Annotated in this window: 16 protein-coding genes and 1 pseudogene; 13 read left to right on the top strand and 4 right to left on the bottom strand. The window is 68.9% G+C overall.

Translation table 11 applies throughout. The features are described from left to right. Positions 1-74: 74 nt before the first annotated feature. From ACFYM2_RS33865 to ACFYM2_RS33880, 4 genes are all read left to right on the top strand, one after another. Positions 75-3,893: a polymorphic toxin-type HINT domain-containing protein gene (locus ACFYM2_RS33865; RefSeq protein ID WP_388841573.1), complete on the top strand. Its 3,819-nt coding sequence runs from the start codon at positions 75-77 to the stop codon at positions 3,891-3,893. Positions 3,894-3,897: 4 nt separating this feature from the next. Then, positions 3,898-4,188, top strand: coding sequence for a barstar family protein (locus ACFYM2_RS33870; protein ID WP_388841576.1), 291 nt, complete (start codon positions 3,898-3,900; stop codon positions 4,186-4,188). Between the two features lie 655 nt (positions 4,189-4,843). Continuing rightward, on the top strand, positions 4,844-5,245 hold the full coding sequence (locus ACFYM2_RS33875) for a hypothetical protein (RefSeq protein WP_388841579.1): 402 nt from the start codon (positions 4,844-4,846) through the stop codon (positions 5,243-5,245). 15 nt (positions 5,246-5,260) lie between these two features. Next, positions 5,261-7,057, top strand: a complete 1,797-nt coding sequence (locus tag ACFYM2_RS33880; RefSeq protein ID WP_388841582.1) for an ISL3 family transposase — start codon at positions 5,261-5,263, stop codon at positions 7,055-7,057. Between the two features lie 913 nt (positions 7,058-7,970). On the opposite strand, the gene ACFYM2_RS33885 is transcribed toward ACFYM2_RS33880, so the two are convergent. The 3 genes from ACFYM2_RS33885 to ACFYM2_RS33895 form a co-directional block, all read right to left on the bottom strand. Beyond that, positions 7,971-8,582 carry a hypothetical protein gene (locus tag ACFYM2_RS33885; protein WP_388841585.1) on the bottom strand — a complete coding sequence of 204 codons (612 nt, stop codon included), beginning with the start codon at positions 8,580-8,582 and terminating at the stop codon, positions 7,971-7,973. 76 nt (positions 8,583-8,658) lie between these two features. Continuing rightward, complete coding sequence (locus tag ACFYM2_RS33890; protein WP_388841588.1) at positions 8,659-8,904, bottom strand: type II toxin-antitoxin system RelE/ParE family toxin; 246 nt, start codon at positions 8,902-8,904, stop codon at positions 8,659-8,661. Further along, positions 8,901-9,161 carry a type II toxin-antitoxin system Phd/YefM family antitoxin gene (locus ACFYM2_RS33895; protein WP_388841591.1) on the bottom strand — a complete coding sequence of 87 codons (261 nt, stop codon included), beginning with the start codon at positions 9,159-9,161 and terminating at the stop codon, positions 8,901-8,903. The genes ACFYM2_RS33890 and ACFYM2_RS33895 overlap by 4 nt, the downstream gene beginning before the upstream one ends. 332 nt (positions 9,162-9,493) lie before the next feature. On the opposite strand from ACFYM2_RS33895, the gene ACFYM2_RS33900 reads away from it, so the two are divergent. Both ACFYM2_RS33900 and ACFYM2_RS33905 read left to right on the top strand, forming a co-directional pair. Further along, complete coding sequence (locus tag ACFYM2_RS33900; RefSeq protein WP_388841594.1) at positions 9,494-11,008, top strand: hypothetical protein; 1,515 nt, start codon at positions 9,494-9,496, stop codon at positions 11,006-11,008. 181 nt (positions 11,009-11,189) lie between these two features. After that, the gene (locus ACFYM2_RS33905) at positions 11,190-12,407 is read left to right on the top strand and encodes a pentapeptide repeat-containing protein (protein WP_388841597.1); all 1,218 of its coding nucleotides are present in this window, start codon (positions 11,190-11,192) and stop codon (positions 12,405-12,407) included. 346 nt (positions 12,408-12,753) lie between these two features. Here ACFYM2_RS33905 and ACFYM2_RS33910 read toward each other — a convergent pair whose 3' ends face one another. Further along, on the bottom strand, positions 12,754-13,191 hold the full coding sequence (locus ACFYM2_RS33910) for a VOC family protein (protein WP_388841600.1): 438 nt from the start codon (positions 13,189-13,191) through the stop codon (positions 12,754-12,756). A 370-nt stretch (positions 13,192-13,561) separates the two neighbouring features. Here ACFYM2_RS33910 and ACFYM2_RS33915 point away from each other — a divergent pair, with 370 nt between their 5' ends. From ACFYM2_RS33915 to ACFYM2_RS33945, 7 genes and pseudogenes are all read left to right on the top strand, one after another. Next, on the top strand, positions 13,562-14,392 hold the full coding sequence (locus ACFYM2_RS33915) for a YncE family protein (protein ID WP_388841603.1): 831 nt from the start codon (positions 13,562-13,564) through the stop codon (positions 14,390-14,392). Positions 14,393-14,548: 156 nt separating this feature from the next. Beyond that, positions 14,549-14,872, top strand: a complete 324-nt coding sequence (locus tag ACFYM2_RS33920; protein WP_388841606.1) for an ArsR/SmtB family transcription factor — start codon at positions 14,549-14,551, stop codon at positions 14,870-14,872. Between the two features lie 323 nt (positions 14,873-15,195). Continuing rightward, on the top strand, positions 15,196-15,900 hold the full coding sequence (locus ACFYM2_RS33925) for a TIGR02466 family protein (protein ID WP_388841609.1): 705 nt from the start codon (positions 15,196-15,198) through the stop codon (positions 15,898-15,900). A gap of 97 nt (positions 15,901-15,997) precedes the next feature. Then, entirely contained in the window at positions 15,998-17,044 is a 1,047-nt protein-coding gene (locus ACFYM2_RS33930) for a beta-propeller fold lactonase family protein (protein WP_388841612.1), read from the top strand. A 146-nt stretch (positions 17,045-17,190) separates the two neighbouring features. Then, on the top strand, positions 17,191-17,955 hold the full coding sequence (locus tag ACFYM2_RS33935) for a hypothetical protein (protein WP_388841615.1): 765 nt from the start codon (positions 17,191-17,193) through the stop codon (positions 17,953-17,955). 477 nt (positions 17,956-18,432) lie between these two features. Beyond that, the gene (locus ACFYM2_RS33940; protein ID WP_388841618.1) at positions 18,433-19,323 is read left to right on the top strand and encodes an MFS transporter; all 891 of its coding nucleotides are present in this window, start codon (positions 18,433-18,435) and stop codon (positions 19,321-19,323) included. Between the two features lie 118 nt (positions 19,324-19,441). Continuing rightward, positions 19,442-20,359, top strand: a pseudogene (locus ACFYM2_RS33945) (DNA glycosylase AlkZ-like family protein). Positions 20,360-20,403: the final 44 nt, after the last annotated feature.

Raw genomic sequence — 20,403 nt, forward strand, 5'->3', positions numbered from 1 at the left:
GTGTTGAGCATGCGTGTCCTTGGTCGGAGCACATGATCAGACGAAGGCCGTGTCCACGTCCGGCGAACTCCCGGATGAGCGATTCCGTTCGAGGCATCGTTCGAGGTCAGACCATAAAGGACAAGCTGAACCAAGTCGCCCCCACACTCAAGGACAACGACGACCGGATATCTGCAGCCCAGATAGCCAGTGTCGGCGGGCGACATGTGCAGGATGCCGCAGACCGGGCCCTGAACGGCCCCCTGGACGAACTGCGGGCGTTCTTGAAGGACGGCTGGAAGGCCCCCTTCCAGGATGACCAGCGGGTTCGTGTCGCCCAGATCTTGAACGCGGGCGGACGGCATGTCAAGGAGGCTGGCAACACCGCCTTGAACGGCACCGCCGAGGACATCCAGGAGTTCCTGGACAAGTACCAGTACTCCGCGCGCGACGACGACGAGCGCATACAGCTCGCCCAGATCCTCAGCACCGGCGGTCCCAACGTCCGGACGGCCGCAGACATCGCCATGAACGGCACCGCGGACGATATCCGCGAGTTCCTCAGAGTCGGCCAGTACACCGCACGCGCGATGGACCAAGAACACGCCACGGTGGCCCAGCTGGCCGCACAGGCCCAGGAGGCCGGCCGCCAGGCAGCCGTGGAGACCGAGGCATCCAAGGATGCCTCCGACCGCGCGGTCAAGGCCTCCAAGCTGGCCAAGGAGGCCGCCCAGAGGGCAGCGGCCCAGACGGCTGCCGCGAAGAACGACGCGGACATGGCAGCGGCGCGGGCCAAGGAGGCCGCGACCGCGGCCAAGCAGGCCGCCGCCTCCGCCGCCCAGACGGCCATCGATGCGGCGCGTGCCGCCAACAACTCCGCCCGGGTCGCGGCGAGCGCCGCATCCCAGGCCGCATCCGCGGCCGCCGGCGCCGCCCAGGCCGCATCCCGCGCCCAGAACGCCGCCGCCGACGCTGCCCTCGACAAGACCAAGGCCGCATCCGCCCGCGCCGCGGCCGAGGGGGCGAGCACCGCGGCCAAGGGGGCGCACCTGGCTGCCGACGCTGCCGACCAGGCATGGAAGGCGGCCGACGCTGCCGGGGACGCGGCTGTCGCGGCCCTGAGCGCCGGCGGCAACGCGGACGACGCAGCCGCTGCAGCCGAGGAAGCCAGCGGCTATGTGCCCCAGGCCGATGCGGCAAACGCCGAGGCCAAGGCCGCCGCCGCGGCCGCGCGTCGCCATGCCAAGGAAGCCAACCGGGCGGCCCATGCCGCTGAGGCGCTGGCCCGCAAGGCCGCCACCGCCGCAAAGGGCGCCCGCGACGCGGCCAACTCGGCTGCCACTCATGCCGAGCAGGCCGCCGCGGAAGCCGACAGGGCAGCCGAACACGCGGGTGAGTCGGCCACTGCTGCCGACGAGTCGTTCCTGCATGCCACCGCCGCGCAGAAGGCAGCCGATGCTGCCAGCGAAGCGGTGGCCCAGGCCCGCTCTACCCACGACCTGGCAGCCGAAGTCGCAGCCGAGGGCCTGACCACACGCACCAACGAGGGCATCGCACAAGCCCAGGACCTCGCGGCCCAGGAGGAGCTGAGCAAGGCTCAGAACGCCAAGGCGGCACAGCAGGCCAAGGACCTGCAGACCCGGGCCGAACGCCTGGCCACCGATGCCACTCAGCCCGGCGTCGACCCCAAGGCCGTGGTGGCCAACGGCCGCCAGGTCGCGCTGCTGACGTTGAAGGGCCGCGGGCAGTGGAGCGTCGCTGCCGCCGAAGCCGCCCTCGCCAGCCCGGACATGGCCGTGGTTGAGTACGTCCGTGGGGGCTGGAAGCAGGCCGGACAGGAAGACGAACGCGACCGCGTCGAGGAACTGGCCGGGGAAAGCCAGCTGGAGAAGGTTCGCACGGCCGCGGAGAACACGCTCAAGGGCGATGCCGCTGCGATTACTGCGTTCCTGACGACCGGCCAGTACAAGGTGGCCGAGGACGACTTCCGCCTGGAAGTCGCCCGGATCATCAACGCGGGCGGCCCCAAGGTCAAGGCAGCCGGCGATGCGGCCCTCAACTCCGGGAACATCGACAGGTACCGCGAGTTCATCACCACCGGCCAGTACGCCGCCCAGCGCGACGACGACCGCATCAGCGCGGCCCAACTCGTCAATAGTGGCGGCCCCGAAACCAAAGCCGCGGCCCGGATCGCGATGGAAGGCCCCGCCCTTCCGCTGCGCACCTTCATCCAGTCCGGCCAGTACAAGACCCAGCGCCAAGACCTCCTCGCAGCCACCCACAACGCGCAGGTCCAGCAGCTGATCGCCGACTCCGCCGGCATCGCCGCCACTGCCCAGCAAAACGCCAAGGAAGCCCTCAAGGCCGCCGCCACCGCTAAGCAGGTCGCAGCCGACGCCGCTACCTACGCCCAACAAGCCGAAACATCCAAGAACGAAGCAAAGAACTACGCCGATCAGGCAGCCAAATCAGCCAAGGAAGCCGAAACCTCTGCAGCCAACGCCGCCGCCTCCGCCAAAACCGCCCGTCAGGCTGCCAACGACGCACAGAATGCAGCCAGCGAGGCGGCCACGTCGGCCGACCAGGCACAACTTTCGGCAGCATCGGCGCATTTCTCGGCAAGTACGGCATGGGCCGCTGCTGATGAGGCCCGTGCCTCTGCCACCTCCGCTGGTCAGGATGCTGAAACCGCCGGCAAGGCAGCCACGGACGCCTACAACACGGCCGTCACCAAAATGCGGGCCGAAGAAGAAGCCCGCCGCAAGGCAGCCGCGTCCCCCGGAGCCCGTGCCCGCGAAACGTACCGGTGTGGGTTCCCCGGCTGCCAAGAGGCACAGGACAATCCCGCCCGCTGGTGCCAGCACCACGAAGTCGCCTGCGAAATCCTCGCCAGCGGACCGGCCTTCGAAAAGGCCATGCTCCAGCTGAACGGCTACGTCAACTACGTCGTCCACCTCAGCTCACTCGTGCGCTGCGTAGACGACTACGATCTCTGGGCCTGCGGTGATTCGACGGAAAGCCTGACCTTCAAGTCCAAGCTAAAGATGTTGGCTGGCATCTTGAGCAAACTGGACGGCGCGGAGAAAACGCCACGCATAGTTTGCACCCACTGCTTCCTCGCTGGCACCAAAGTGCTGATGGCCGACCGCACCACAAAGAAAATCGAAGATATCCGCGAGAGTGATGAGGTACTAGCAACCGACCCAGTCACGGGAAGAAGTGGCCCGCGCAGGGTCACTGACTTGATCATCACTGAAGACGATAAGAACTTCAACGAACTCACGCTCGCAACCCGCAACGGTTCTGAGAAGATCACCGCCACTTACGAGCACCCGTTCTGGAGCCCTTCAGCGCACACCTGGCTCAAGGCGAGCGAACTCACCCCCGGCACTACGCTGCTGAGCAGCGACCAAAGCACCGTAAGCGTCCAAGCCAACCGTGCCTTTAGCCAGCACGCGCGCACCTACAACCTCACCGTCGATGACCTGCACACGTACTATGTGCTGGCTGGCGGCACACCGGTCCTGGTTCACAACTCGACCTGTCGGCGAATGGGCATGGACCTCGCTGCGGCAGAGAGCGCCAACGAATTGATCGAAAGCCTAAAGAAGATCGGAAAGCTCCCTTCTCAATACATCACCAAAGCTCAAGCCAAACAAGCTGGTTGGGAGGAGGGCAAGGCCCTCGGCAACAGTGTCAGGGACGGTCAAATAGGTGGAGACATTTGGCAGAACAGCAGGGGCCAGCTGCCCGCCAAGTCCGGCCGCACTTACTACGAAGCAGACCTGGGCATCAACCCGATGATGAAGCGTTCCAAGCAACCAGGCTGGCGTCTTGTCTGGTCGGACGACGGGCTGGCCTACGTCACATCCGACCACTACGTGTCGTTCTATCAGCTACCGAACTGGAAGTAGAAACATGAAAGTCATCCTCCACGGAGAAGCAATCCGAACCGAACAGGACCTGCATCGAGAACTGGCCGGCCCATTGGATTTCGGGCCGTACTACGGAAACAACCTAGACGCCCTCTGGGACCGCCTCACAACCGACGTGGAGCGCCCAGTGGAACTGATCTGGAAAGAATCCGACGCAAGCAAGCAGACCATGGGTGATCAGCTTTTCACCCAGATTAAAGGACTGCTCATCCGGGTCATGGAGCAAGATGCCGAATTCGGAGGCAAGGATCGATTCGTAGTGCGCTTCGAATGAGCCGCTAGCGAAATTAGCGCGGCGCCCAGCTGTATTGCTTCGGGCGCCGCGTTTGCGCAGGTGTGGGGAAACTGCTGGGTGCTTGATCCAGGACGCTCGGGCTCACCAGTTCGGGCCGCAGTTTCTCAGACATTCAGCTCGTCAAGAGTAGTTCAACTGGCTACACGGCCAGGGTCCGACTGACTGATTCAGCATCAGTTCGCTATCAGTTCGCTGGCCGCACCGGAAGCACTCCGGTGCGGCCGCTGCATTCGCGGGAGCGGACCGCGAGCCATTTCTGGGCGATCTTGGTGATTTATTCGACACCTCCGCATGTTCAGCACGCGCTTCCCCGGCCAGCTCACCACCGAGCAACTCGTCGACCGCTACGAGCTGGCCTGCCGCCCCGTCCGCGACCTGCTGGTCGACTATCTGGCAGAGCGTCAGCCCGGCGTCGACTACAACACATTGACTGGCCTGGCGACCGCGCTGGCCCTGTGGTTCTGGAAGGACCTGGAGAAACACCATCCCGGCATCGACTCGCTCCTGCTCGCGCCGGACGCCGCCGCAGCCTGGAAGCGACGCCTGCAGACGCTGGGGCCCGTGGGCGGTTCCCTGCCCGGTCCGCGCCGACGACGTGCAGCACCGCAAGATGAAGTCGCGGCAGAAGGACCGCATGGACCAGCGCACCCGCGAGCGACTTCCTGTCCTCCCGGCCCTGCTCGAAGCAGTTGTCCGGAACCGCAAAGCCGCGGCGGCTCGTCTGACTGCCGCCGAGCACATCCGCCCTGGCGAGCTGTTCACCGCCGGCGGACAGACGCTGCGGCGCGCGATCCTCAAGCGGCATTCGCCTCACCTTTGGGCAGAGGACCCCGCAACCGGCCGGCGCCGGAACCTGGCGAGGGAGGAGAGCAACTCCTTCTGGGGCTGGGCCGCGGTCGAGGTCCTGCGGATGACCGGCATCCGGATCGAGGAACTGAGCGAGATCTCGCACCACAGCCGGCTCTGGCAAGATTTTCGTAGGTGGAGATCATCTCGAGGACGGGATCGGGCAGCGCCTGTAGCGGGCAGCCTTTGACTGTGCCCTGTCGAATTGGCAAGTCTGCTACCCCAGTTGTCCGACGTGCTCGTGGTCTCGGTCGAGGTCTCTGATTCTGTGGTGGCGGTCCATGCCCGTACGAGATCCGGTGTTCCGGCGGGGTGTACGGGATGCGGGCAGCTCAGCGCGTGGTGCCACAGCCGCTATGCACGCCGCCTTTCCGACGTCACGCTCGCGGGCAGGCCTCTCCTCATCGACCTGTCCGTCCGCCGTCTGTACTGCGAGAGCGCGACGTGCCCGAAGGTGACCTTCGCGGAGCAAGTGCCAGGGCTGACCATGCGCTATCAGCGGCGGACACCACGACTACAAGGCCTGGTCGAGGATGTCGGAGTCATGCTGGCCGGCCGCGGCGGCTCCAGAATGCTTCGGATCCTGAACATCAAGCTCTCGAGGGCCGCCGTCCTGTCCCAGCTGATGCGCGTGCCATTGCCTGCGCTGGTTGCGCCCCGGGTGCTGGGAGTGGACGACTTCGCTCTCTACGGCAACACCTACGGAACTATCCTCGTCGACGCCACCACCCGGCTCCCACTCACGCTTTGGGAAGGACGCGACGCGGAACGGCTCGGCCGCTGGCTCCGCGAACACCCAGGCGTCGAGGTCGCATGCCGCGACGGTTCCCGCACCTACCGGCAGGGCATCACCGCCGGCGCCCCGGACGCCGTGCAGGTCAGCGACCGTTTTCACCTTTGGCAGGGCCTCTCCCGCCGGGTGCAGGACATCGCCTCGGCCCACCGCGGCTGCTTGCCCACAGCACTGCCTCCGATCAGCGACACCGCTCCCGCGCCGGTCGAGGAAACCGTCGAGAACACCACCGAGGACACGCGAGCCGAGCGTCACGCTCGAAGGCTTTTCGAAGCCGTTCAGGCTTTGACCCGTGCTGGTCGGAGCCACAGCTCCGTGGCCCGAGAGCTCGGCCTGAACCGCCGTACCGTCAGCAAGTACGTCCGAGCCCGCACCTGGCAGGAGGTCGTGCGGCGCCCTCCGCGCAAGTTCTCCACCCTGGATGCCTACCTCGACTACCTGCAGCAACGCTGGGACGAGGGACAGCACAGCGCGAAGATCCTGCACGAAGAACTGCAGATCAAGGGCTACCTCGGCCACTACCAGCGCGTGAAAATGGCCGTCGCACCGCTCAGGCGGGGCCTGCCCATCGACGAGCCCCGCGAGCGGCCGCCCTCACCACGCGAAGCCGCCCGATGGATCACAAACCACCCCCACCGGCGTAGCCCGCACATCAACGACCGCCTGCCCCGCCTCCTCGACCACTGTCCTGAACTCAGGACCGCCCACGACTTGGTCCGCCGGTTCGCCGCCATGCTCGACAACCGCGACGCGACATCCCTGCCTGAGTGGCTGGATGACCTCGCGAACAGCGGACTCGCACCGCTGATCGGCCTGGCCAGAGCCCTGCGTGAAGACCGAGCTGCCGTCACCCAGGGCATCACCACCCCCCTACAACTCCGGGGTCAACGAAGGCCGCATCACCGACGTCAAGCTGCAGAAACGGATCATGGCGGGACGCGCCAGCGTCCGTCTCCTCAGACACCGCGTCGTCCTGATCGCCCACCTCCGGCGCCGCTACGCAGACCGGCCGACCACCTCACCAAGATGATCTCCACCTACGAAAATCTTGCCAGAGCCGATCTGGTACACCATCCGGTACGAGTATCTGGTTCACCATCTGGTACACCCCGTTCCCGACAGACGGCACAAACAACCAGGTCAGAGCCATTGCGGAGCATGGTCGGGGGTCAGGCATCCCCTTCTGCCCGACTCCCTGCGCCCAATTGATCAAGAAAAGGAGGGTGGGGGCTTGGTCTGCGGGCGCGGCGGGGATGGGGCGCCGTGGCGCAGAGCTCGCGCGGTCATCGGGGTGCCCGCGCCCCCGGCGAGGCCGCGCCGGCTCGCCGGGGGCGGGGCGGCTTCCGGGGTCCCGCTGTGCTGGGATTCCCGGGAGCCGGTGCACGCACCTGTTGGGGCGAGGTGCGTGGTGATCAACGACCGGCAGTGCGCGAGCGTGTGTGCGCCGTGGGGTGAGGAAATACCTGGGGCGAACGTTCCGTCACCGGCAGAGTTGCCAGCCATCCGCCCCGGTTGGACCACCCTACCGGCGTCGGGCCTGGTGCTGTACGGGCCGTTCCTGGGGTGTGCGGGTGTTGGTCGTTGACTCTCCTCACGGCCACGGCCACGGCCACGGTTAGAGGCACTGGGTACCTGACTCCGAGGCGTTGCGGTGCCCGCACCCGGCGCACGCTGGTGCTCCTGTCCTCGGGCGCTCGTACCGCGTCCAGTCGGCGCCTGGATCGTTGGGCTGGGCATGGTCTGGGGAGTTGACGGATTGCGGGCGGCGGGCACGGGCAGGCACCGGCGGCCGCCGGGGGAGCCGGCGCCCCGGATCTGCTTCTGCGGGTCGTGCGTTGAGCTGGTGTCCTGCCCGCCCCCGTCCGGACCGGCCCGGCATGCGCGGTCGTCGCCGACGTGGCTGCCGGCTGCGCAGCCCATCGTGGACAGCGACGACCGGGACGCGCCCGGCGGTATCGTGCTGGCCTTCCGGCGGCGCGGTCCCCGCCAGAGGCGCTGGGTCCGCACGCCGGCCGTGCTGCATGCGCCCGGCCACCACGGTCTTCTGCGCTGCTCTGCGTCCAGGTGACGATCAGTCGGGCCGCTGCCGAGAACCGCTCGCGAGGAGCTTCGCCGCCGGGTATCAGTCGGCCGGGTTGGTGGTGAGGTACTGCTGCTCAGCGTGCCGTACGCGCTGCTGTTCCCGGGTGCGGCGCCGGTGTTGGAGGAGGCCGTGCAGCGTGCCGATGACGACGAAGGCGGCGATGGTCAGGACCGCGAGCCAGGCGACCATGTCCGCCTCTGCCCAGGTGCCGTCGGCAGCAGGTTCGGAGTGTGCCTCGATGTACCGGGTGGTGATGACCACCGCGGCGGCGGTGAAGGGGATTCCGGCGGCGCTCCACAAGCCGGACAGGACCCACGGGCTCCACAGCCTCCGCTCGACGGGCAGCCCGAGCCCGCTCCGCATCGCCCGCGCCTGGGCGTTGCTGCGGCGTGCCGCCACCCATCCAGCCACCAGGGAGCCGGCGGAGCCCAGAACCAGCAGCCCGGCGAGATCCATGAGGAAGGGCGCGTCGGGCGACACCACCCGGGCCGTTGCCATCACCGGGAAGGCCGTTACGACCAAGGCCCCGGCCAACGTCTTCCACTTCGACGACCACACCCGATCGGCGCCACTGCGCCACTGTTGGACGCACCGGATCACCGCCGCGGCCGCGCCCGCCCAGAACACCGCGCACAGCACCATTGCCCCCATGGGTGGCTCCCTCCCTCAGATCTTTGATGCCAGCCTCAGCGAGCTCCGCTCACGTGTAGCTGTACCTTCGAGGCGTTCAGCGCACGCGCCCGAGGTGGATCACGTTGACGCGGACCTGCCGGTCACTGATCTCGTACATCACGCGGTAGCGGCCGACGTGGATACGCAGCACGTCGGCGCTACCGAACGCGCCCTCGGGCCGCGGGTCGTCGGCAAGGTGGTCGACAGCCGCGAACACCTGCCGCACCCCGCCAGGATCGTCCTTTGCGAACTGCTCCGCCTGAGCGAGAGCCTCGGGCTCCCAGATGACCTCGAAGCTCACACCGCGCCTTCGCCGAACACGCGGCGGTACGCCTCGCCGTGGGAGACGCCGGCGTCCTCGCCACGGGCCTGACGCTCGCGGTAGGCGGCCAGGGCTCGCATCTCCTGCAGTTCGAGGGCATCGGCAGGACTGACCAGTATGGCGATGGTCTGACCGTGATCGGTGATGGCGACCGGCTCGCGAGTGACGCTGACCTCACGCGCGATGGCGCCCAAGCGGGCACGGGCTTCCACGATCGAGTACGTCGTCCCTGTCATGCACACCAGCTTACGGAAGTGTGCACATCGTGGCCCTGATGTTCGCAGACTCCTGCCGACCGTGGCCCTGTTCCTCCAGGTCTTCGTCGAGTTGGAGTGGACCTCGCCGCAGCGGGAAGACCAGAGCGGCGTACTGCCCAACGCTGCCCAGCCGCTGAGGTAACTCCGTGCAGCCGCACTGGCAGGACCGTGTCCGGCGGGGGCCAAGAGCGCGTTCTCGGCCAAAGCGGAGGGGGAATCGGGCAGGAAGGTCAGCTCCGCAACCGCCGCCCACCGGTCCGTCCCATGATCTGACCTGGGCGAAGCAGCCCCAGGACGGTGAGGAGCACGGTATGGGCGTGAGCGTCAGCTACCTGTCCAGGACGGAGGTCCAGCAGCTGCTGGGCATCAACTCCTTCGGGCTGTGGCGTCTGGTTCGGAAGTACGACGACTTCCCGCAGCAGACCGAGCCGCCGCACGACCCGTTCGCCGGGTTCGGCGACAGGAAGGAGCCCGAGGAGGTCTGGGACGGCTTCCAGCTCTACCGGTGGGCGGCCCACACCCCGGAGTTCGCCCACCGCGGCGCCGTGCTGCTGCGCCCGCTCCCCGAGGACCTGCCGCCCGGCCGGTGGGCCGGATACAAGGACACGGTGCGCGGCCCCGCGCTGGACTGGAACACCGCCCTGGGGACGGTCCGGCTCGTGCACTGCGACGACCGCAGGGTCGCCACCGACGTCGCCACCGACATCGCCGGCCGCGGAAACCCGGACCGCGTCGCCGTCGTCTGCGCCCTGTACGGGGACATGAGTTTCCGCGGGCCCGCCCTGGTCGCGGCCGACACCGCGCATCCGGGTATCGAGTACGAGGCCGACTGGGGCGACGTCGCGGCCCTCGCGGGGCAGGACCTGCCCTGGTGGCCCGACCTGCTGCGCCTGCCGCACCTGATCCGGGCCTGGAAGCCCGGCGCCCGAGCGGTCGTCGTGGAGGTGCCGGCCAACGACAGGGAGAAGACCCTGCGCCGCGTCGTGGGTAACGACGCCTTCGACGTCACCTCGCACCTGGCCGCGACGGACATGGCCAACGACATCCGCAACGACAGGGTCGCCGCCGCCCTCCACGACAATGAGATCTTCGGCAAGGAGGGCTACGGCGAGCGGCGCAACCCCGTAACCATCGCGGCCGAACCCGACACCAGCCACCACCCCCTGCGCTGCGACGGCGACCGCCAGGTCCTTGAGGCCGGCTGGCACCAGCTCGCCCTCAGCACCCACCCCGACGCCGTCGCTGCGATCGAGGTTGCCGTCAGCCGCCGGCCGGACCTGCTCCCCTTCGGCGCGCTCACCGAGGTGCCGGTGCGCCCCGGCGCCATCAGCGAGCGGTGGGCCCGCCGGCTCACCCTGTGCGACCCGACCGCCGCCCACGTCGTCCTCGCCCAGGGCAAGAAGGCGGACGCGTTTTTCCTCGACCCGCTCACCGACATGCCCGTCCTGCGGACCGCAGGCCACGACGGCAAACAGGTCTGGCGTTTCTACGCCCCCTTGTCCCTCCCGGCCGGCGCCGCCGAACTCGCCTCGGTCGTCCTCCACCACACCGTGTGGGTCACCACCAGCGACGGCCACCTGCACCCCGCCCCCTGCACACCGTCTGAGCACCTGTGGTGGGGCAACGGCTACGGCGACCGCCCCAGCGAGGCCGCCACCGTCATCAACCTGCTCCTGGACGACCTCGGTGGCACCCCCAACCTGCGCGAGCACTGGAACGCCCCCAAGGGCCTGACCGCGCTGCTCAACGAGGACCACAAGCAGGGCACCGAACTCACCCGCAGCACCCTGCTGCACGCACGGATGACGCCACCACGCACCCGGTGAGCCGGTGGGCGCCGATGGGGGGCGGGCCTGGGAGCTCCCGGCCGCCGGCACGACGCTGCGGGAGCGGTAGGAGGCCATTGCCCCCAAACTCACCGGTCATGTCCTTACCGTGGCGTACGACGCGGACTGCGGCCGGCTCACCGTGTGCCCAGAGTCGTCGCCATGGGCAACGAAGGCCCGCTTGGAGCAGACCCGCGTCATCGCCTTGATCCGTGGGGGCAGAATCGATTGCTCGATGCCCTGCCACTGGAAGTACTGCAACCGCAGGTCTCGCCCCCTTGTCTTCCTCCATATGACAGCGAACCGACAGCCGCGACCGACCTCGGACGACCGGGAGCTGCGGCTATGGAGGGCGGGCCGAGCCCTGATCGTCACCTTCGTCGCCGCGGTCCTGGTGGCCGGAGGCATCTTTTACGGCCTGGTGCGCCTGCTGGACTTCCAAGAAATCGACACCACCAAGAAGCTCGACGCCAAGACCCTCTTCGATCTTGTGAAACTCTCCTTCGGCGTGGTCGCCGGGGCCGGTGCGCTCGTTGCCCTGGTCGTTGCCTACCGTCGCCAGCGTGTCGACGAAGCCGGCGCCCGCCGGGAAGCCATCCGGCTCCACACCGAGCGCTTTTCCCGGGCCGTCGAACAACTCGGCTCCGACTCCCCAGCCGTCCGGCTCGGTGGAGTCCACGCCCTAGCCGGCCTCGCAGACGACGCCCCCGACGACGACCTGCGCCAAACCTGCATTGACGTCCTGTGCGCCTACCTCCGTCTCCCCCACCCCTCCGACCCTGGTGACCTGCCCGATCCGTCGCCCGACGGCACCTCGCCCACAGAAGAACGGCGCGACGCCCACCAGGAAAAGAGGGATTTGCACCGCGCACTGCGAGAGGTCCGGCATACGATCATGCGTCTCATCGGCGACCACTACCGCATCTCCCGGGGAACTCACCGATCCTGGCAGGGCTGCAGTCTCGACCTCACCGGGGTCACCATCGACTGTGACCTGAATTTCAGTGACGCCACGTTCTCCGGCGGCTCGGTGTCCTTCATCGACGCCACATTTGCCGGTGGCAGCAGGGTGTCCTTCGTCGACGCCACGTTCTCAGGCAGCGCGGTGTACTTCTACCGCACCACGTTCTCCGAGGGCACGGTGTCCTTCAGCGGCGCCACGTTCTCCGGCGGCTCGGTGTCCTTCGGCGACGCTGCGTTCTCCGGCGGGAGGGTGCTCTTCGAGCACACCACGTTCTCCGGTAGCAAGGTGTTCTTCAGCGGCGCCGTATTCTCCGGCAGCGCCGTGTCCTTCGATCGTGCAACAGGTTCGGCTCCCAGTGGACTGCTCGCTGCTGTCGGCACCCTTCTTCCTTCAACGGTCGTCCTTCCCCCACCGTGGTTGGCCTCCATTCCATAACGCAGAGGGGGCGTAATCGGTTGCCTTCGCCCCCTGGCCGATCCGCTAGCTGAGGCCGAGTTTAGTGGTGAGCGCGGCCCCGATGGCCGCTGCGGTGAGCGCGAGAGCTGTTGCTGTGCGGCAAGTGGTCATACCGGGGGGAACGACGTGCGGCGTGCACAGTCACCACAGGATCTCAAATACCGCGTGGGCGGCGCACGCCCCGATCGGCGGCTGGCAGTTCAGGCTCGCCCAGGCGGCGCGGCCCAGATGTGGATGGCTGCGAGGTGATTGCTGAGAAACGGCCTAACCGGTGCTGTACACCGGGCGGCAGCTGCCGCTGGTGCGGTGGTGAGCTTCGCAGCAGTTACACGGCGCGGGCGGCGCGGGTGTGGGGTGGTGCGACGAGTTCGATTTCGTAGTGGTCGGTGTTTTCGAGGTAGGTGGCGTACTGCTGGGGGCCGCCGGCGTGGGGGTGGCGGTCGGGGAAGAGGAGGCTCCAGCCGTTGTCCTGGGCCTTGCTGGTGAGGGAGTCGACGCGGTCGGGGGTGTCGACGTGGAAGGCGAGGTGGTTGAGGCCGGGGGCGAGGCGCTGGTGCCGGGGGCTGGATAGGGCGGGGGACTGCTCGAACACGAGGTAGGTCGGGCCGAGTTTCCAGCTGCGGCCGTGTTCCCAGGTCTGGTGGAGGCTGTAGCCGAGGTCTTCCAGGAGCCACTGCCAGTCGTTGACCGCGCGGGTGAGATCGGGGACCCAGATCTCGACGTGATGCAGTGTGCCAGTCGCCGGCGTTCCCGTATCTGTCACGGAGAGTGCACCCCTTGGGTGAGTTGGGGCCGCATCCTATACCGGATAGGGATAGTTTCTTCCAGACTGCACGATCAGACATATGCCGTGTAGTTACGGACAGTTGACGCACGGCGGCCCTCTTTCGGCGCGGTGGGGCGCTATCACGGAGGGAGCGAGCGGGTGCTCCCCGTGGTGGTTAGCGGTCGGGCGGGCGCGTGTGGAGGCGAGGGCGGGAATGGCGGTGTTCGTGGTCTCAGCGGACACGGGATCGGGCTGTCTCACGGTGACTGAGAAGGACGGCCCCTCCACCTACCGGCGCCCGGTGTCTGTGGCGATGGGACGGGGACCTCTGGGAGTTGTGCAGTGCGGCCCGGGCGGGGTGTTGTTCGTGGCGGCCGCGGTCTGCGACGAGGTCCTCGTGGCCGAGGTGCCGGCGGGCTGTGCGACTGGGGGGATCCGGACGGGCTGGGCGCCGCGCAGCCTGGCACCGGTCCCCGGCACTCCCTACCTGCTGGTCGCGAACGCGGGCTCGGACACCATGTCGGTCGTCGATACGGCAGCAGCCCGGGCGGTGGCATCGGTCGGGGTCGGACGTGAACCGGGTGCGATGGCGGTGAGTTCGGACGGTCGCGCCGTGCTGGTCTGCGAGCGTGGATCGGGTGCGGTGACCGCTCTGGATCTCATGCCGCTGTCCCAGGGCCGGCCGGAGCGTGTCGGCGTGCGGTGGCGTACGGTGCTCGGCCCGCATCCGCACATCCAGCCGCGGGCCATTGCCCTGTTCGGCGCGCAGGCGGTGGTGGCCTGCACCCGCCGGGAGAGCCTGCCCGTCCTGAGTACCGGCGACGGAGCTCTGCTCACGAGCGTGGAGTTGAGCGTGCCGGGTTCGGCGCCGGCCGGCATCGCGGTCACCGGTCAGGACGGCTTCGCGCTGGTCGCGTTGGAGCGCTGCGGGCTGCTCGCCGTGGTCGACCTGTTCGACTGGTGCGTCACCCGCTGCATACGCGTCGGCCGCGGGCCCCGCCACCTGGCGATCGATCCGGACGACGGCACGGTCTACTGCGCCCTCGCTGGCGATGGCCGGCTGGCCGTGCTGCATCTGGACGGCGTCGACCTGTCCACCACCGACGGCCAGCCACAGCTCGACACCCTCGCCACCGGGGCGCGCCCGAGCGCCGTATCGGTCGCGCACGTCAACGAGCCCGGCCCGCGCGGGAGCTGACGGCCAGCCACCGAACCCGGACGCCTGCCGCGGCCGCGCCCCGGCGCCCACGGAATGCCCCGCCGCGCGCGGGGCCGCCTACCGCCCGGCCCAGACCGAGCGCCGGTTGCGGTGCTGCCCTGGACGAAATCTGCAACCGCGCTGCGGAAGGCCCTCATGTCTGCCACCTCTGATCTGTCCGCCCGCCGGGGCGGGCCGGCTCCAGGTCCCCGGGCGCTGGCGTCCCTGCTCGGTACGACCCGCGCCCAGGTCCTGCAGCAGATCGCGGACATGGCGCCTGCCACGACGAACGACATCGCGGCCGCCCTCGAGGTGAGTGCCGCAACGGTGTCGCACCACACCGGCGTCCTGAGCCGCTCACAGCTGATCACCACGCGCCGTGACGGTGCCAGCGTCCGCCACACGCTCACCCCCTTGGGCCGCAGTCTCCTGAGAGCCCATGGCTTGCCTGCCACCCCTTCCGCGCCCCCCGGCCCCTGAGGTCGCGCCCAGACGGTGTCGCACCAGCGCCGGGCGTCCGCGCACGCCCTCCACGCTCAGAGCGGCGGTCGCCAACTGGCGGGGAGTGCGGGGCGGGGGAGGGCCCTTGTGACTGCGGCGTGCAATCCAGTGGCCCGGCCTTCGCTGACGGGCCGCCGACGGGAAAAGCGACGAGGAGCGCAGTTCCTGTGCGCGCTCTTTTCGAGCAGGGCCGAAAAGATTGCCAGGCCGCGAATTACGGGAAAGACTGAGGGCTGCCCGCATCAGGAAGTCCCCTTCGATTCCCGCGAATTCTGCTGATTTACTGTGGGGGTTACCACGTCATGCCGGTATTCGAGACAGCCCGCACCGCGTCCGGCGTGCAGGGCCCCGAGGACAGCACGACGACGCGAGCGGTGGTGTCGCAGCTGTTCGCGACGCCGGTGGCCCGCGTGGGCTGTCCGTTCGGGAGCGACGTGAACCCGCCTTTGGCCGCCGCCGTGGACGGCCGGGACGCGGAGCGGGTGAAGGACTTCGGCTACAAGCGGGAGACCGCGGGGGAGTTCACCTCCTGGGGCGGCAGTGAGGCGGCCCGGCTGAGCCGCTGGGTGTGCTCGGTCGCCGCCCGGTTCGTCGAATCCCTCACCGGCATGCCCTTGACCAAGGCGTTCACGCATTCCCTGGCCCGGGAGGGTGAGCAGCTGGCCGGCGAGGCGTCAGTGTCGGTGGGAGTGACACGCAGCTGGGCCTCCCTGTACTGGGAGGGTGATCTGCACGAGCCGCACTTCCACCCCAACACCGCGCTGTCCGCGGTCTACTACGTCGCCGCGCCCGGCGCGTGCGAGATCGATCTGTGCGACCCGCGGCCGGCGGTCGACTACTACGACCCGGGGATCTGCCTGGCCGGGGAGAGCCACCGGGTGCGTCTCGCCTGCACACCGGGAGAGCTAATCGTGTTTCCCGGCTGGCTCAAGCACTCCGTACCCCCCGTCACGGGCGGCGAGACGCGTATCTCCGTCGCCTGGAACCTGAACTATTTCACCGGCTGACCACGCAGTCCTGTCAGCCTGCTCGTTCACCTGCGGACCGGAAAAGCCCTGTCCCATTTCCGGGTCTGCTGTCCTCTCGAAGAAAAGGAAAACCGCCATGCGCAACATTCAGCTCTTCTCGACCGACACCGACGACGGCGTGGTCTCCGTCGTCACCAAGACCGGCCCGGGCGAGCACCGCACCGTCAAGCAGATCCCGGTGGGCAACGCTCCGCGCGGCGGCGTGAAGTTCACCAAGGACGGCCGCGGCTTCGTCTGCAACACCTCCCAGAACACCATCTCGGAGATCGACGCCGTCGCCCTGACCGAGGTCCGCCGGATCGAGGTCGGCCACGGACCGCGCGGCCAGGGCCTGGTCCCGGGCGACAAGTACCTGCTGGTCTCCAACTCCGGCTCCAACACGATCTCGGTCGTCGACCTCGAACTCAACGTCGAGGTCCACCAGATCCCCACCGGCCGCGACCCCCGCCACATGGGCATCAGCAAGGACGGCACCCTCGCCTACGTCTGCATCTGGGGCGGCGGCTACGTCAGCAAGCTCGACATCTCCGCGCTGGCCGACGGCAACCCGCTGGGCGTCAGCGAACTCGCGCAGATCCCCGTCGACCGCGAAGCCCACCCCTACAGCCTGGGCATCGACCCCTCGGGCCGGCGGGTGTTCGTCGCCAACACCCAGGCCGACTACACCACCGTCATCGACACCGACACCGACCAGACCCACCGCGTGGACGTCGCCTCCACCGGCGGGCGCGGCGTCGCCTTCACCCCCGACGGCCGCCACGCGCTCGTCACGGTCGAGAACTCCTCCACCATCGCCGTCATCGACGTCGATACCCTGCAGGTGACCCGCCAGATCCCCACCGGCTCCGGCCCGCGCGGCCTGGTCGTCGACCCCGGCGACCAGACCGTCTACGTCACCAACTTCGCCCGCGCCGGCATGATGGCCGCCCACCCCAACTTCGCCCCCAACAGCCTCACCATGGTCGACCTCACCTCCGCGCCGCTGGACCGCGACGAAGGCACCTTCACCTACGAGGAGATCACCGTCGGCTACGGCCCCTGCTCCGTCGTCATGTTCGACCTCGACACCCTCTCCGAGCCCGAGCGCCTGCGCCGCCTCAACCGCGCCGACACCAGCGCCTGACCCCAGCCGGGGCCAGGGAAGGCGCGGCCGTCGCCCGTTCTTCCCTGGCCCCTTTGGCCGTCGCGGGCCCGGCCAGCCGTCGGGCCCGCGACGGCACCCCAGGACCCTGAATCCCCTGTGTTTTCTCGCCTGAGAGCAGACCGCAATTGGCTGAGGTCACCTTTCACCCGCTCCACCCGTGGGCGCTGCTGCCCGAGAAGCCGAAGGCCGACCGGGCCGGTGCCCGCGCGGAACGCGACGCCTACCAGGACTCGTTCCGCTACCTGCGCATCCCCCGCCTGCCCGCGGACTGCCCGCCCTGGGTCCTGGGCCAGGAACTGGGCTGGTCACTGCGCTCCCCGCTCACCCTCACGATGCGGCCGCTGGAGGACATCGGCCTGGCCGTCCCCGACGCCGAAGACCCCCAGCAGGCCGGGCGGCGCCTCGGGGGCCAGCGCATGTTCCAACGCGGCAAGGACTGGATCGCCACCAAGGACGCGTCCTGGCTGCACCTCGGCGACTACCGCACCCGTTCCGGCAGCTGGGAGGGCATGTTCATCCCGAACGGTCAGGGCACCGTGGAATGGCGCCTGGGCTTCGCCGCCCAGATCCCCGCCGGCACTTTCCTCATGGTCATGCCCCCGCCCAGTCCCAGCACGCCGGGCCCGGGCGTGCCGCTCGGCGTGATCCCCGCCAAGGCCGTCAACGCGATGGCCGAGCGCGGAGGCATGAGCATCGCCGTCCAGCCCGACCGCCCCACCCCGATCCAGCGCGGACAGGAGATCGCCCGGCTCGTACTCCTGCACCCCGACTCCCTGCGCGCCACCGCACACACCCCGCACGACACCGCAGCACAGCCCGCCCCCTCTCCCGCCGACACCGGCGCCCCCCATGCGCCCGAGGCGCCGAACGCACCGAGGCCAGCACCGTGACCCCCTCCATCAGGACCACCGAGACAGCCACCACTGTCACGCAACACCCCAGCACGCTGCGCCTGTTGACCGGCGGCCCCGTCCGCGGACTCCTCACGATCGCCTTCCTGACCCGCACCACCGCGGCGATGCTGCCCATCCTGCTGCTCCTGGCCCTCGCCGACGCCCACGGCTACGCCCGCGCCGCGACCGTCGGCGGCACCTACACCCTCGTCCTGGCTCTGTGCGCCCCCGTGCGCGGACGCCTGCTGGACCGCTGCGGCCCGCGCATGCTGCTGGCCATGGCCTGCGCCACCACCACCCTGCTCGCCCTGGTCGCCGCCAGCATCCACTACACCTGGCCCTGGCCCACCACCCTCCCGCTGGTCATCGCCGCCACCCTCACCAGCCCCCCCGCTCAACGCCGCCCTGCGCAGCTCCTGGCGGCGCCTGACCACCGGGCCGGCCCAGCTGAAAGCCGTCCACAGCGCGGACAGCGTGCTCGAGGAAGCCGGCTTCGTCCTGGCCCCTCTGGCCGCCGGAGCCATCCTCGTCCTGTTCGGCCCCTGCCACGGCTACGAGCTGGCGGCCGCCTGCTTTGTCACCGTCATGTCCCTTTACCTCACCGCCACTCGCCGCCACCACCTCACCCTGACCCGCGCAGCGCCAACAGCCCGCCCACCGCACCCGCGCAGGCGACGCTGGCTCGGGCCGCTCGCCCTGCCCGGCATGCCGGGCATCCTGCTGCCGCTGCTGGTCATGGGCGCCTTGTTCGGCGGCACCGGAATCCTGATCCCCGCCTACACCCTGCACGAACACGCCACCAGCTGGCTCGGTCCCCTCCTCGCCGCGACCAGCACCGGCGGCGTCCTGGGCGGTATCGCCTACGCAGTCCTGCCCTGGCACAGCGACCTGTGGCACAAGTACCGCATCCTCACCCTCGGCTTCACCACCCCCGCGCTCCTGCTGTTCCTCGCCCGGCCCCTGTGGCTCCTGGCCACCCTCCTCCTGATCGCCGGACTGTTCGTCACCCCGCTGTTCATCAACGCCTTCCTGCTGACCGACGCCACCGCCACCGACGAGACGCGCATCGAGGCAAACACCTGGATCGGCGCCACCGCCGACGTCGCCAACGGCATCATGGCCACCATCATCGGAACCCTCGTCCAAGCACAGAAATGGGACACCGCCCTGTTCACCCTCACCGGCTGCGCGGCCACAGGGACCGCCGCCACCCTCATCCAGATGAGCCGGCACTGCATCCGGCCGAGCAGGCCCGGCGTACACCCACGGCAGAACACGCCGGCAGACCACGCTTCTTCAGGCGTGGGCGCCCGGGCTGCACAAGCCCACGGCGGGCCGGCCGCACCGGCCGAGCAGCACCCGTGACACGGAGGCCGATGTGAGCGCTTCGCCGAAGGCCGCCGTCGAGATCTCCCTGGCGCAGACCCGCCCCATCGCGGTAGCCGCGGCCTTCCCGCCGCACTCCAGCGTCGGCGTCCCGTCCGTGCTGCAGCATCTGCACGCGGTGCAGCTCGACAGCATCAGCGTCCTGGCCCGCGCCCACCAGCTCACCCTCGCCACCCGCATCCCCAACGCCACCACCAGAGATGTCGACACGGCCCTCAACACCGCCACCGCGGCCGCGGCGTTCGTGTATCCCGCGCACGCCCTGAGCCTGGTGCCCCTCGCCAACTGGCCGCTGTGGGCGTTCCGGCGCCGCCACACCCGCACCCGGCCCCAATGCCCCGACCCACGCCACCGCGCGGCCATCACCGACCGCATCCGCGCCGACGGCCCGCTGCCTCTGCGCGCCCTGAGCACCGACCAACCCAGCAAAGGGTGAAACTGGGGGAGTGCCAAGACCGCCCTGGAGTTCATGGTCTGGGCCGGCGACCTCGCCTGCACCCGCTACACCTCGGGCCAACGCCTGTTCGACCTGCCCGACCGCTGCATCCCGGCCCCTCTCCTCGATGACCACCTGGACGACGACACCTGCCTGACCCGGCTCCTCGAAAACGCCGCAACAGTCCTCGGCATTGGTACCGTCGCCGACTTCGCCGACTACCTCCGCATCCGAACTGTGACCGCGCGGCGCCTTCTGCCGCACACGGCGCTCACCCCGGTCACCGTCCAGGGCTGGGGCCCCGCCTGGGCCCACCCCCGCGCGCTGGACATGCCGCAGGTCGCACCCCGCGAGCCGGTCTTCCTCAGCCCGTTCGACAACCTCATCTGGCACCGCCCCCGCGTCCAGCGCCTGTTCGGCTTCACCCAGGTCTTCGAGGCGTACAAACCCGCACCCCGCCGCGAACACGGCTACTACGTCTGCCCCCTCCTCGCCGACAGCCGGCTCATCGCCCGCGCCGACCTCTCATCTGACAAATCCATGAAGGATCACTGTATGAGTGATGCGTTGAGCTGCTGATCTAGTGATCGTCGCAGGATCCCGAGCCGTCGTGGCGGATTGAT

The organism is Streptomyces sp. NPDC006711 (assembly GCF_042869775.1).
Taxonomy (GTDB): Bacteria; Actinomycetota; Actinomycetes; order Streptomycetales; family Streptomycetaceae; genus Streptomyces.